The organism is Oceanibaculum pacificum, from assembly GCF_001618175.1.
In the GTDB taxonomy this organism is placed as follows: Bacteria; Pseudomonadota; Alphaproteobacteria; order Oceanibaculales; family Oceanibaculaceae; genus Oceanibaculum; species Oceanibaculum pacificum.
Map to the genome: position 1 here is coordinate 1 of NZ_LPXN01000046.1, position 12,624 is coordinate 12,624.

The 12,624-nt window shown below is 69.4% G+C and carries 12 protein-coding genes and 1 riboswitch; of the genes, 7 read left to right on the forward strand and 5 right to left on the reverse strand.

Going from position 1 to position 12,624, the window contains the following annotated elements; all coding sequences use genetic code 11:
• The first annotated feature begins 168 nt into the window (after positions 1 to 168).
• Positions 169 to 2,382 carry a ComEC/Rec2 family competence protein gene (locus AUP43_RS03785; protein ID WP_084462539.1) on the forward strand — a complete coding sequence of 738 codons (2,214 nt, stop codon included), beginning with the start codon at positions 169 to 171 and terminating at the stop codon, positions 2,380 to 2,382.
• On the opposite strand, the gene lexA is transcribed toward AUP43_RS03785, so the two are convergent.
• Entirely contained in the window at positions 2,379 to 3,113 is a 735-nt protein-coding gene (gene lexA, locus AUP43_RS03790) for a transcriptional repressor LexA (RefSeq protein WP_067552910.1), read from the reverse strand. The genes AUP43_RS03785 and lexA overlap by 4 nt on opposite strands.
• A gap of 289 nt (positions 3,114 to 3,402) precedes the next feature.
• Here lexA and AUP43_RS03795 point away from each other — a divergent pair, with 289 nt between their 5' ends.
• From AUP43_RS03795 to AUP43_RS03805, 3 genes are all read left to right on the forward strand, one after another.
• Entirely contained in the window at positions 3,403 to 3,951 is a 549-nt protein-coding gene (locus AUP43_RS03795) for a sigma-70 family RNA polymerase sigma factor (protein WP_067552912.1), read from the forward strand.
• A complete protein-coding gene (locus AUP43_RS03800; RefSeq protein WP_067552914.1) occupies positions 3,948 to 4,679 on the forward strand; it encodes an anti-sigma factor in 732 nt (243 codons plus the stop codon). The genes AUP43_RS03795 and AUP43_RS03800 overlap by 4 nt, the downstream gene beginning before the upstream one ends.
• A 259-nt stretch (positions 4,680 to 4,938) precedes the next feature.
• Entirely contained in the window at positions 4,939 to 5,730 is a 792-nt protein-coding gene (locus tag AUP43_RS03805; protein WP_067552916.1) for a DUF4394 domain-containing protein, read from the forward strand.
• A gap of 61 nt (positions 5,731 to 5,791) precedes the next feature.
• Here AUP43_RS03805 and AUP43_RS03810 read toward each other — a convergent pair whose 3' ends face one another.
• Entirely contained in the window at positions 5,792 to 6,049 is a 258-nt protein-coding gene (locus AUP43_RS03810; RefSeq protein WP_067552918.1) for a DUF3297 family protein, read from the reverse strand.
• Positions 6,050 to 6,113: 64 nt separating this feature from the next.
• Positions 6,114 to 7,460, reverse strand: a complete 1,347-nt coding sequence (locus tag AUP43_RS03815) for a hypothetical protein (protein WP_067552920.1) — start codon at positions 7,458 to 7,460, stop codon at positions 6,114 to 6,116.
• Between the two features lie 175 nt (positions 7,461 to 7,635).
• A riboswitch (SAM riboswitch) is annotated at positions 7,636 to 7,714 on the forward strand.
• 48 nt (positions 7,715 to 7,762) lie between these two features.
• Here AUP43_RS03815 and metZ point away from each other — a divergent pair.
• The 3 genes from metZ to AUP43_RS03830 all read left to right on the forward strand — a co-directional run bounded on the left by metZ (position 7,763) and on the right by AUP43_RS03830 (position 10,461).
• The gene (gene metZ, locus AUP43_RS03820) at positions 7,763 to 8,953 is read left to right on the forward strand and encodes an O-succinylhomoserine sulfhydrylase (protein ID WP_067552922.1); all 1,191 of its coding nucleotides are present in this window, start codon (positions 7,763 to 7,765) and stop codon (positions 8,951 to 8,953) included.
• A gap of 132 nt (positions 8,954 to 9,085) precedes the next feature.
• The gene (locus tag AUP43_RS03825) at positions 9,086 to 9,505 is read left to right on the forward strand and encodes an OsmC family protein (RefSeq protein WP_067552924.1); all 420 of its coding nucleotides are present in this window, start codon (positions 9,086 to 9,088) and stop codon (positions 9,503 to 9,505) included.
• Positions 9,505 to 10,461, forward strand: a complete 957-nt coding sequence (locus tag AUP43_RS03830) for an ATP-grasp domain-containing protein (protein WP_067552926.1) — start codon at positions 9,505 to 9,507, stop codon at positions 10,459 to 10,461. The genes AUP43_RS03825 and AUP43_RS03830 overlap by 1 nt, the downstream gene beginning before the upstream one ends.
• A 38-nt stretch (positions 10,462 to 10,499) precedes the next feature.
• Here AUP43_RS03830 and AUP43_RS03835 read toward each other — a convergent pair whose 3' ends face one another.
• Positions 10,500 to 11,267, reverse strand: coding sequence for a response regulator (locus AUP43_RS03835; protein ID WP_198154816.1), 768 nt, complete (start codon positions 11,265 to 11,267; stop codon positions 10,500 to 10,502).
• Positions 11,268 to 11,352: 85 nt separating this feature from the next.
• On the reverse strand, positions 11,353 to 12,507 hold the full coding sequence (locus AUP43_RS03840) for an NAD(P)/FAD-dependent oxidoreductase (protein ID WP_067552930.1): 1,155 nt from the start codon (positions 12,505 to 12,507) through the stop codon (positions 11,353 to 11,355).
• Positions 12,508 to 12,624: the final 117 nt, after the last annotated feature.

Sequence of the window (12,624 nt, forward strand, 5' to 3'; positions counted from 1 at the left end):
CTAAGCTCCTTCGTCGCTAAGCCTCGCCAACCCTCTCCCCTTCCGGGGCGAGGGATTCTCCTACTTTTTCTTTTTCTTTTTTCTTCTACGTGAACCTAAAGCGCCAGGGGCGGGGCGGGCTGGCGGGCGAGGAGCCCTCTTCGCGCATGTTTTGCTTATGGAGGATGCATGGCCCGTGCGGCTGGGCTAGGCTTCGCCCGTGGGTTGCGGGGTGGGTTGCGGGGCGGGGCGATGCGGCAGGAAGCGGCCATCGGGGCGGGCGAAGGGCGGGGGGTTGCGCGCCCGCTCGCCTGGCTGGCCGGCGAATTCCTGGCGGAGCGCAGCCGCTGGCCGCTCTGGCTGCCGGTGCTGCTGGGGCTGGGCATCGGCGGCTATTTCCTGCTGCCGATGGAGCCGCCGGTCTGGCTGGGCGCGGCGCTGCTGCCGCCCTTCCTGGGGCTGGCGATCCTGGCGGGGCAGGGCAGCGCGCTGCGTCTGCTGGGGATAGCGCTGGTCGCAGTGGCGCTGGGCTTCGCGGCGGCGCAGCTGCGCACGGCGACCATCGGCACGCCGCTGCTGGAAAAGCGCATCGGGCCGGCGGCGGTGCAGGGGCGCGTGATCGAGATCGAGGCGCGCGCCGGCGATTGGCGGCTGACGCTGGACCGCCCGGTGCTGGCCCGCCTGTCGCCGGAGCAGACGCCCCGGCGCATCCGCTTCACCGCCCGCGCGGCGCCCGATGATCTGCGGCTGGGCGATATTGTCCGGGTGCGCGCGGTGCTGCGCCCGCCGCCGGGACCGGCCGCGCCCGGCGCGTTCGATTTCCAGCGCCACGCTTTCTTCGAGGGCATTGGCGGCGTCGGCTACGCGGTCGGCCGGGTCGAGCGGGTGGCCGGCGAGGCCTCGGTGCGGGCCGATTTCTGGATCGCGATGGACGAGCTGCGCCGGCTTGTCACCGGCCGCATCCGCGCCGCCGTGCCGGGGGAGGCGGGGGCGGTGGCCGCCGCCCTGGTCACCGGCGACCGGGCGGCGATCTCCGAGGAGACGCTGGAGGCGATGCGCGGCTCCGGCCTGTCGCATCTGCTGTCGATCTCCGGCCTGCATATGACGCTGGTGGCCGGCACGGTGTTCTTCTGCGTGCGCTTCCTGCTGGCGCTGACGCCGCTGGCGCTCAGCCGGCCGATCAAGAAATGGGCGGCGCTGGCCGCCATCCTGGCCGCTTTCTTCTATCTGCTGCTGTCCGGCGCCACGGTGCCGACGCAGCGCTCCTTCGTGATGACCGGGCTGGTGTTCGCCGCCGTGCTGATCGACCGGGTGGCGATCTCCTTCCGGCTGATCGCCTGGGCGGCCGCCATCGTCATGCTGATCATGCCCGAGGCGCTGCTCGGCCCCAGCTTCCAGATGTCGTTCGCCGCCGTGCTGATGCTGATCGCCTTCTACGAGGCCAACCGCGACCGGCTGGCGAGCCAGCGGCGCGCCGGACCGCTGCGCTGGATCTGGCTCTATGCGCTGGGGCTGGCGATCACCTCGGTGCTGGCGACCATCGGCACCACGCCCTACAGCGCCTATCACTTCAACCAGGTGGCGGTCTATGGCACGGCGGCGAACATGGTCGCGGTGCCGCTGACCGGCATCTGGGTCATGCCGCTGGGCGTGCTGGCGCTGCTGCTGATGCCGCTGGGGCTGGAAGGCTGGGCGCTGACGCCGATGGGCTGGGGCATCGAGGCGATCATCGAGACCGGCCGCGTCGTGGCCGCCTGGCCCGGCGCGGTGCTGGCGGTGCCGGCCATGCCGGATCTGGCGCTGGCGGCGCTCAGCCTGGGCGGGCTGTGGCTGCTGTTGTGGCGGCGGCCCTGGCGGCACGCGGCGGTGCCGGCGATCATCCTGGCGATGGCCTCGCCCTGGCTGGTCGAGCGGCCGGCGCTGCTGGTCGATGACGAGGGCAAGCTGGCGGCGATCCGCGCCGGCCCGGCGCGCGATGCGCCGCTGCTCTTCACCTCCGGCGTCGCGGCGCGATTCACCGGCGATGTCTGGTTGCGGCGCGAAACGCAGGAGCGACGCCGGTTGCTGCCGCGCTCCGGAATGGGGGTGGATGAGGGCATCGCCTGCGACCGGCTGGGCTGCATCGTCCGGCGCGACGGGCTGACCCTGGCCCTCGCGCGCGACGCGGCGGCCCTGCCGGAGGATTGCCGGATCGCCGATCTGATGGTGTCGCTGGTGCCGGTGCGGCGGCGCTGCCCATCGGCCCGCGCGGTGATCGACCGGTTCGATCTGTGGCGCGATGGCGCCCATGCGGTCTATATCGACCTTGGCGGCGGGCCGCAGGGCATCAGGCTGGACAGCGTGCGCGCCCGGCGCGGCGACCGGCCCTGGACGCCGGTGCGGCCGGCCTCGCGCCGCCGCTAGTAGCGGCGCATCAGGCCGATCAGCTTGCCCTGCACCTTCACCCGCTCAGGCCCGAAGATGCGGGTCTCGTAGGCCGGGTTGGCCGGCTCCAGCGCGATCGAGCCGCCCTTGCGGCGGAAGCGCTTCAGCGTCGCCTCGGCCTCGTCGACCAGGGCGACCACAATGGTGCCGTTCTCGGCCGTCTCGCAGCGCTGGATGATGATGGTGTCGCCATCCTGGATGCCGGCCTCGATCATCGAATCGCCTTCGACCTCCAGCGCGTAATGATCGCCCTTGCCGAGCAGCGCCATCGGCACCTGGATCGAGGCGTAATCGTCGCGCAGCGCCTCGATCGGCGTGCCGGCGGCGATCTTGCCGTAGAGCGGCAGCGGCATCGCGCCGGCATCCTCGTCGCTGTCGCGGGTCGTCCTGGCCGGCGCGCCGGTCAGGGCGGGGGCGAAATTGCCCTTGATGACGTTGGGCTGGAAGCCGCCAGGCTCGGCCCCGGCTTCCGGGCGGGATTTGCGCGCCGCGACTTCCTCGGGCAGGCGCAGCACTTCCAGCGCCCGCGCCCGGTGCGGCAGGCGGCGGATGAAGCCGCGCTCCTCCAGGCCGGTGATCAGCCGATGAATGCCGGATTTGGATTTCAGCCCCAGCGCCTCCTTCATCTCGTCGAAGGAGGGCGACACGCCACTGTCGTTCAGCCGCTTGTTGATGAAGGTCAGCAGCTCGAACTGTTTGCGTGTCAGCATGCCGGGTATCCTCCGCTTGCGCGCCGGTGAGGCGCTGTGTTCCCCCTGCCGCCGCAAGGTCTGGGCATCTTCCCGGCGGTGGAAACAAGATATGGAACAAAACAAAAACCGATGCTGATGTTTTAGTTTTGTTCCTGTCCGGGGTCAAGCCGTAACTGCTCGCCTGGCGATAAAATCGCGGGCGTGGTCATCCAAGCTGCTGTTTCGCGGTTATTTCCGTTAAGCTGCCGGCATCCATCGTGTCGCCGTCGGCGCGCGAGACGTCCGAAGGAGGCCCCGAGGGACCCCCATGCCGAATCCCTTTGCCGATCACGAGGCGGCGCTGGCCGCGTGCGCGCGCGGCGATGGCGGCGCGTTGCGCGCACTGTACGACGCGGAATCCGGCAGCATGCTGGGGCTGGCGATGCGGCTGGTCCGGCGGCGCGATGTCGCGCAGGACGTGGTGCAGGATGCTTTCGTGATGATCTGGCGCAACGCCAACCGTTTCGACCCGCAGAAGGGCTCGGCCCGCGCCTGGATGTTCGCCATCCTGCGCTACCGGGCGCTGAACGCGCTGCGCAAATCCTCGCGCGAGGTCGAGCTGGACGAGGGCGCTGCGGAGGCGGTGCCCGACGATGCGCCCGACCCGCAGCAGGCGCTCGGCCAGATGCAGGAGAGCGCCGCGCTGCGCCGCTGCCTGGAAGGGCTGGACGAGCCGCGCCGCAAGCCGATCCTGCTGGCCTATCTGGACGGGCTGACGCATATCCAGATCGCCGACCGGCTGGCCGCCCCGCTGGGCACCATCAAGAGCCGCATCCGCCTGGCGCTGCGCGATCTGCAGGAGTGCCTGCAATCATGATTCCCCCCGAAATCCTGTCCGACCCGAAGGAACGCCGGGCGCTGATCGGCGAATATGCGCTGGGCCTGCTGGACGAGGCCGAGGCCGCCGAGGTGCAGGCGCTGATCGACAGCGACGCGGCGGCGGAGCGCGACTATCTGTTCTGGTCGCGGCACTTCCTGGCGCTGGCCGATATCGTGCCGGCGCAGCAGCCGGCGGCGGAGCTGTGGGCCCGCATCGAGGCGGAGACCGGGCTCGCCGCACGCAAGGCGGCGGCATCGCCCGCGCTGACCGAGCGGCTGTGGAACAGCCTGGGCCTGTGGCGCATCGCCGCCATCGGCGCGCTGGCGGCGGCGCTGCTGGTGTTCGTCACGCCGATCTTCGACCGCGCGCCGCCCACCGGCGGCTATGTCGCCGTGCTGCAGCAGCCGGGCGAGAGCGCGCGGCCGGGCTGGATCGTGCGCGTCGCCGCCGATGGCGGGCTGAGCCTGTCGCCGCTGGTCGACACCGCGGTGCCGGCCGACCGCTCGGTGCAGTTCTGGACGCTGGTCGACCCGGCCCAGGGGCCGCGCTCGCTGGGCCTGGTGCAGCCGGGCGGCACGGTGGAAATCCCGGCCGACCGGATTGGCCCGGTCATCCCCGGCCAGCTGTTCGAGCTGACGCTGGAGCCCCAGGGCGGCTCCCCCGGCAGCCGGCCGACCGGTCCGGTCCTGTTCATCGGCCGCGCGGTGCAGGTCGCCTCGAACTGATTTCCGATTTGCCGGCTTTCCTTTCGAGCCGTCGCTGACGCGCCTCGGCGATCTTCCGCGCCTCGACGCATTGGGCCGCGCAAAAAAAATCGCATCCGCCGTCATCCGTCCGCCTGGCAGCCGGGTAGTCAGTATGCAGGGCCGCGCACGATCCCCCTTTCGACCGCGCGGCACGGGGAGGCGCAGGGCGGATAGGCCCCCTTATCCGCCCGTCTTTCCCGGTCCTGCATGGAATTGAACCGCAAACGGGAGAACGAACATGAAGAAGCTCACCCTGGGCGCCCTCGCCGCCGCCGCCCTGCTGTCCAGCACCGCCATCGCCAGCGCCGCCAGCGTCGTCGCCCTGACCGAAGACGGCTCGCTCGTCACCATGAACACCGAATCCCGCATGGCCGCCAAGACCGTGAAGGTCAGCGGCGCGTCGGGCAAGCTGGTCGGCATCGATGTGCGCCCGGCCAACGGCCTGCTGTACGGCGTCGACACCACCGGCGGCATCTATGTGATCGACCTGGACAGCGGTTCGGCCAAGATGGTCTCCAAGCTGGACAAGACCTTCCCGGCCGCCGGCAAGGCGACGGTCGACTTCAACCCGGCCGCCGACCGGCTGCGGCTGATGTCCAGCGACGGCACCAATTTCCGCGTCAATGTCGATACCGGCGCGGTCACGCTCGACGGTTCCACCGCCTACGCCAAGGACGGGCCGATGATGGGCAAGAAGGCCACCATCGCGGCTGGCGCCTACACCAACTCGGTCAGCCCGAAGCCGGAGAAGACGGCGCTCTACACCGTCAGCGCCGAGACCGACATGCTGTATCTGCAGAGCCCGCCGAATGACGGCATCCAGCAGCCGGTCGGCAAGCTGGGCGCGGATATCGGCACCGATGTCGGCTTCGACATCATCGCCGACGGCAAGGGCGGCAACATGGCCGTGCTGTACGCCATGGATGCGCTGCACGAGGTCGATATGACCACCGGCGCGGTGAAGACCATCGGCAAGGTGCAGGGCGTGTCCGGCAAGCTGGTCGATTTCGCCTTCCTGCCGGCGATGTAATCCCGTCTTCGCCGGTACGGGCGAGCGGTCGGGCCGTTCCTTCGGGGACGGCCCGTTTCGTTTATGCGCCCTCGGAATCGCCCGCCGGTTCCCGCAGATAGGGCTCGACCGGCCCTTGCAGCTTCACCGTCATCGGCTTGCCGAACCGGTCTTTCGCCGTGCCGGCGGCCACGCGCACCCAGCCCTCGGACACGCAATATTCCTCGACATTGGTTTTCTCCACCCCCTTGAAGCGGATGCCGACGCCGCGCTCCAGCAGGGCGGCGTCATAATAGGGGCTGCTCGGATCGTTCGACAGGCGGTCGGGGAGGTCGGTCATGGTGATGGCCCTTGCTTGCAACGCGGTGGGCCTGTCCTAGCGAGGATCGGCGACGCCCGCAAGCCTAGACCAGCAGCAGCACCCCCGCCGAGAACCCCGCTGACAGCGCCAGCATGAAGCGCAGATTGCGACCGAAGGCGAGGCGGCGGGCCGGCACCTCGAACAGCTTGGCGCAGATCAGAAACGAGATCGAGCCCATCGAGGCGATGGCGCCGAACGACCAGCCGATCAGGGCGGCCAGCGCCAGCAGCGTCATATGCGTGGCGTCCGGCATGGCGGGGCCGAACAGGGTCAGCAGCACCGTGGTCGGCACCACCATGTGCAGCCCCATCGAGCTTACCCCGGCGATGCCGACCAGGGTGGCGACGATCATCGCCTCCGGCCCCAGGACCGGCGCCAGACGTCGGATGGCCTCAGTGATCTCCGGCGTTGCCGTCACGCCGGCGGCGAAGCACAGGGCGGCGACGAACACGGCGGTCTCGCCATCGGTGCCGGCGGCGGTCTGGCGGATCATCCGCGCCATGACCAGCCCGCGCCCGGCCAGCGCCGGGCCGGACAGCGCGGCGATGCCGGCCAGCACCAGGGCCGAGGCCGGCACCACCAGCGTCGCCGATTGCACCGTGGTCAGCCCCAGCGCGAAGATCGCCGTGATGTTCACCGCCACGATCAGCGTCACCGGCAGCATCACTCCGGCGAAGGCGCGCCAGAAGCTGGCCGGCAGATGGCGCGGCAGCCGGCATTGGCCGAGGGCGTGGGTCGCCAGGATCATCAGCACCGCCAGCGCCAGCCCGGCGCCCATCTGCACCGGCAGGTCGAGCAGCGGCAGGCAGGAGGCGACCATCCCCATCGCCACCGTGAAGGGCGAGAACAGGTTGGCGTGCGCCATGCCGCGCATGGTCCAGGAAGCGCCCTCCAGCCGGGCGGCGGGGTCTTCCTCGCGGGTGACGAAGGGGGCGATGACGCTGATCGCGCCGATGCCCAGCGGCAGCGAGAACAGGGTGGAGAGAATTTGCAGCGCGCCGTTCTTGGCCTGCGGCCGCAACGCGATAAAACCGTCCTGCACGCGGGCCAGCAGCGGTTCGGTCAGCACGATGGTGCGCAGCAGATGCAGGCAGGTAACGAAGGCGGTGAAGCGCGCCGCCTTTTCCAGCGCCGCCATGCCGTCGCCCCAGGCCCCGCTGCGCCAGAGCAGCAGGAACCCGGTCCCGCCGAACACGATGGCCGCCAGCCGCGGCACCCCGCCGCGCGAAACCGCGCCCCACAGCGCCAGCAGCAGCGCCACCGCCCCGGCCAGCGTGCCGGCCGCGCGCCAGCCGCTCGCCACCTCCAGCGCCGCCAGCGCCCAGAGCAGCAGCATGATCCCGGCAACCGCCGCATCGACCCAGGCGGGCCGCCTTGCCGTCTCAGCCATGAAGCCCGCGCATCGCCTGTTCCTCGTTTCCCTTTGTGCGCATGATACCGGCGTTCCGGCCGCTGTCGGCTGCGATTTGCTCAACCCCCTCGCGCGACCGGGTGGGGGAGGGGCCTGCCGCGCGCCATTTCTGAGAGGGCGCCCATCCGCTTGACACCCCGATGCGGCGCTCCTACCGTCGCCTCGTGGTGATTTGAGCCGACCGGCTTGCGGCCACTTTAAAGAAATCGCTAAAAGGTCGGTGTCTCCGCCGGAGCCCTGACCTTGGCATGGTTGGGGTTTTTTCGTTTCTGGAGTGGGCGATGGCGGATCACAAGGGCAAGGGCTGGAAGCCGCAGACGCAGCTGGTGCGGGGCGGGCAGGTGCGCAGCCCGTTCCAGGAAACGTCGGAGGCGCTGTATCTGACCTCCGGCTTCGTCTATGGCTCGGCCGAGGAAGCCGAGGAGGCGTTCAAGAACGAAGGCTCGCGCCACGTCTACTCGCGCTATTCCAACCCCACCGTCTCGATGTTCGAGGAAAGGCTGCGCCTGCTGGAAGGGGCGGAGACCTGCCGCGCCACGGCCAGCGGCATGGCGGCGGTCGCGGCCTCGCTGCTGTGCTTCCTGAAGGCAGGCGACCGGGTGGTTTCCTCGCGGGTGCTGTTCGGCTCCTGCCACTGGATCGTCTCCACCCTGCTGCCGCGCTACGGCATCGAGACGGTGCTGGTCGATGGCGGCGATCTGGATGCCTGGCGCGAGGCGCTGAAGCCGGGCGCACAGGCGGTGTTCTTCGAAACGCCGTCGAACCCGATCCTCGGGCTGGTCGATATCGCCGCCGTGTCGGAGCTGGCGCATGCGGCGGGTGCCCGCGTTATCATCGACAATGTGTTCGCCACCCCGATGCTGCAACGCCCGCTGGAGCTGGGGGCGGACATCGTCGTCTATTCCGCGACCAAGCATATCGACGGCCAGGGCCGCTGCATGGGCGGCGCCATCCTGGGGTCGGCCGAGTGGCACAAGGAATTCCTCTGGCCGTTCTACAAGCATACCGGCCCGTCGATGAGCCCGTTCAACGCCTGGGTGCTGCTGAAAGGGCTGGAGACGCTGGATCTGCGCGTGCAGCGACATTGCGCCAACGCGCTGACCGTCGCCAAGGCGCTGGAAGCGCATGAGAAGGTGGGGCGCGTGCTGTATCCCGGCCTGCCCAGCCACCCGCAGCACGATCTTGCGGTCCGGCAGATGGCCGGCGGCGGCAATCTTGTCGCCTTCACCGTGCCGGGCGGCAAGGAAGGGGCGTTCCGCTTTTTGAATGGCTTGTCGCTGGTCGATATCTCGAACAATCTAGGCGACACCAAGAGCCTGATCACCCATCCGGCGACAACCACCCACCGCGCCGTGCCGGCCGCCCAGCGCGCTGAATTCGGCATTGAGGAGGGGCTGGTGCGCATCTCGGTCGGGCTGGAGGATGTCGACGATATCGTCGGCGACCTGAAAGTGGCGTTGGAGGGGGTGTAAGCGGCTACCCCCCACCCCAACCCTCCCCCGCAAGGGGGGAGGGAGCGCGGTTGCGCCCTATACTCCCTCCCCTTGACGGGGGGAGGGTTGGGGGGCGTGGGGCCGCTCGCGATATCGGTAAGGAAAAAGGGCATGAAAGCGCGCGTAAAATGGGTCGAAGGCATGGCCTTCCTGGGCGAGAGCGGCACCGGCCATGCCGTGGTGATGGATGGCGCGCCTGAATATGGCGGCAAGAATCTCGGGCCCCGACCGATGGAGATGCTGCTGCTGGGGCTGGGCGGCTGCACCGCTTTCGACGTGGTGCTGATCCTGAAGAAGGGCCGTCACGCGGTCGAGGATTGCCAGGTCGAGATGGAGGCCGAGCGCGCCGAAACCGACCCCAAGGTCTTCACCAGGATCCACATGCGCTATCTGGTGAAGGGCCGGGGGCTGAAGCCGGAAGCGGTCGAGCGCGCCGTCGGCTTGTCGGTCGAGAAATACTGCTCGGCCACACATATCCTGAACAAGACCGCCGAGATCACCCACGACATCGTCATTGAGGAAACCGCGTGATGGCGCATATCCACATCCTCTACGAGAATGCCGACTGGCTGGCCCCGCTGGCCGAGACCTTCGATGCCCGGGGCCTGCCCTGGCACGGCTGGGACATGGCGGATGGCGCGTTCGACATTTCCGCCCCGCCGCCGGACGGCGTGTTCTTCAGCCGCATGAGCGCCTCGGCCCATACCCGCGACCACCGCTTCTCGACCGACCTGACCGCCGGGGTGCTGACCTGGCTGGAGCGCCATGGCCGCTATGTCGTGAACGGGGTGCGGGCGCTCGACCTCGAACTTTCCAAGGCGCGGCAATATGCGGCGCTGGAGAAGGCCGGCATCCGCACCCCGCGCACGCTGATCGTGCTCGGCCGGCACAGGCTGTTGGAGGCGGCCCAACAAGCCTTCGGCGACGGCCCGTTCATCTTGAAGCCGAATCGCGGCGGCAAGGGTCTCGGCGTTCAATTATTCAATAGTTTAAATGGGCTTCAGGCTTATATTGAGAGCCCGCTGTATGATGAGCCGGTCGATGGCATCCATCTGCTGCAGCAATATGTGAAGGCGCCGGAGCCCTACATCATCCGCGCCGAATTCATCGGCGGGCGTTTCCTCTATGCCGTGCGGGTTGATACCAGCGACGGGTTCGAACTGTGCCCGGCCGATGCCTGCCCCATCGGCGACGCCTTCTGCCCGGTGGGCGAGGAAGCCGCCCGACCGAAATTCGAGATCATCCCCGGCATCGATCCGGCGCAGAAAGCCGCCTATGAGCGGTTGCTGGAAGCTGCCGGCATCGACGTCGCGGGGATCGAGTACGTGCTTGACGCCGAGGGTGTGGCCTTCACCTACGACGTCAACACCAACACCAATTACAACACGGACGCGGAGGCCAAGGCCGGCATCTCCGGCCGCGCCACCCTCGCCGACTTTCTCGGCGGCGCGCTGGCCCGGCTGTACCCGCCCCAGGCGGCGGAGTAGCGGTAGGCAGGAGAATTCCCTGCGCAGCCACGACGAGACTAGGCTGCGCGGGTGCCGACGATACGGTCGACGGTCTGGCCGATCTCGCGCAGGTTCAGCGGCTTCAGATACAGCTCAACCACGCTGCGGCGCAGGCGCGACCAGGTCAGTTCGCTGATCGGGTTGCCGGTGACGACGATGACCGGCGGGCGGTTGGACGCGCTCTTCAACTCGGCGATCAGGCTTTCGCCGTCCAGCATCGGCATGTCGAGATCGGTGATGACGATGTCGGCAGGGTCGCCGCGCAGCCGCTCCAGCGCGTGCCGGCCGTTGGGCACGGCGGTCACGCGGTAGCCGCGCCAGGCCATGAAGCGCGACAGAATCTCCGCCGTCGCCGGCTCGTCCTCGACAATCATGACATGCGGCTCGCGCAGCGCCCGGTGGCGCGGGCCGGCGGTCAGCACGGCGCGGATCGTGGCGGCGAGGCCGGCGGCGTCCTGCTGCTCCAGCAGCAGGCACCGGTCGGCGCCGATGCGCAGCGCCCGGCCGGCTTCGTCGCCCTCCATCATCGGCAGCACGGCGAGCAGCGCCGCGGGCCCGGCCAGCCGGCGAAGCGTCGGGATCGCGCCGACATCCAGGTCGGTGCCTTCCCGGGTATCGATGATGATGGCGTCGCACGCGGCCGCGCCCAATATATGGGCTCCGGTGGCGATGCTGTCGGCGGTATGGACGACGAAATCCGCCGTTTCGCCGAGCATCTCGGTCAGCGTGGCCCGCCGGCTGGCGAGCGCGCCGATGACGAGAATGGAAGAGCGCGGGGTGGTCACAATCATTGTCCTTGGGCCGGCGTCCGTAGCGACGCGATTTCCCAGGACGTTACGCGCAAAAGATTGAGAATTAGTTGCTTACACTTCAGTCAGTTGCCGGATTGGCCTGGCGCGCCAGGCCGGGCCGGTCCGGCGACAGCGCCGCCGCGGTGACGCCGAAACCCGCGATATCCGCCGGCACCGCTGCGTCGACGATCAGCCCGGCGGCCAGCTTGCCCATTGCCGGCGCGGTCTGGATGCCGTAGCCGCCCTGGCCGGCCAGCCAGAAGAAGCCGGGGGCCTCGGGCGCGAAGCCGGCCACCATCGTCCTGTCGGCCACGAAGCTGCGCAACCCGGCCCAGCGCGAGGCCAGCCGGCGAATCTGGAAGATCGTCGCCTGCTCGATGCGGTCGACGGCGATGGCGATGTCCATCTCCTCCGGCTGCGCATCGCAGGGCGGGGAGGGTATCTCGTCCGCCGGGCTGCCCATGATGCGGCCGGATTCCGGCCGGAAATACCAGTCCTCGGCAATATCGATCACCGCCGGCAGGACATGCACGTCGATGCCGTCCGGCGCGTCGAAGGTGAAGGCGGTGCGCCGCTTCGGCGCCAGCCCGACCGGGCGCGCGCCGGCCAGCGCCGCGATCTCATCGGCCCAGGCCCCGGCGGCGTTCACCACCACGCCGGCGGCGAAGCTGCCGGCCGCCGTCTCGACCCGCCAGCCATCGCCCTCGCGCGCCAGGCCGGTTATGCCGGCATCGGTGACGATCCGCCCGCCCCGGGCGCGGATGCCGCGCAGATAGCCCTGGTGGATCGCATTCACATCCATGTCGCGCTCGCCGGGGTTGAGGAAGCCGCCGGCGGCGTAGCCGGGGCGCATCACCGGGGCGATGCGCAGCACCTCCTCGGCACTCAGCCGCGTGATCTCCGGCAGGGTTGCGCGGGTCTCCTCGAAGGCGGCGTCCAGCATCTCCATCTGGTCCGGCCGCGCCACCATCAGCGCGCCGCGCGGGGCCAGCAGCGGCGTATCGGCGAAGCCCTCCGGCGGGCTCTCGAAGAAGCCTCGGCTGGCGCGGGTCAGCGCGCGGATCGCCGCATTGCCATAGCCTTCCGCGAACAAGGCGGCCGACCGCCCGGTGGTGTGATAGCCGGGCTGGCTCTCCTTTTCCGCCAGCACAACCGTGCCGTGCCGGGCCAGCTCATAGCCGGCCGACGCCCCGGCGATGCCGGCGCCGATGACCAGAAAATCGCAGCGTTCCATGGAAACCCCTGTTGAGTCAGCCGGATAGAGGGCAGTTCTTGCCGACCCGTGGGAGGAAATTGCCGCCTGCGGCCGGTCGCCGTCAACCCCAGGCCCGCGCAAAGCGGGGCGGAGGCT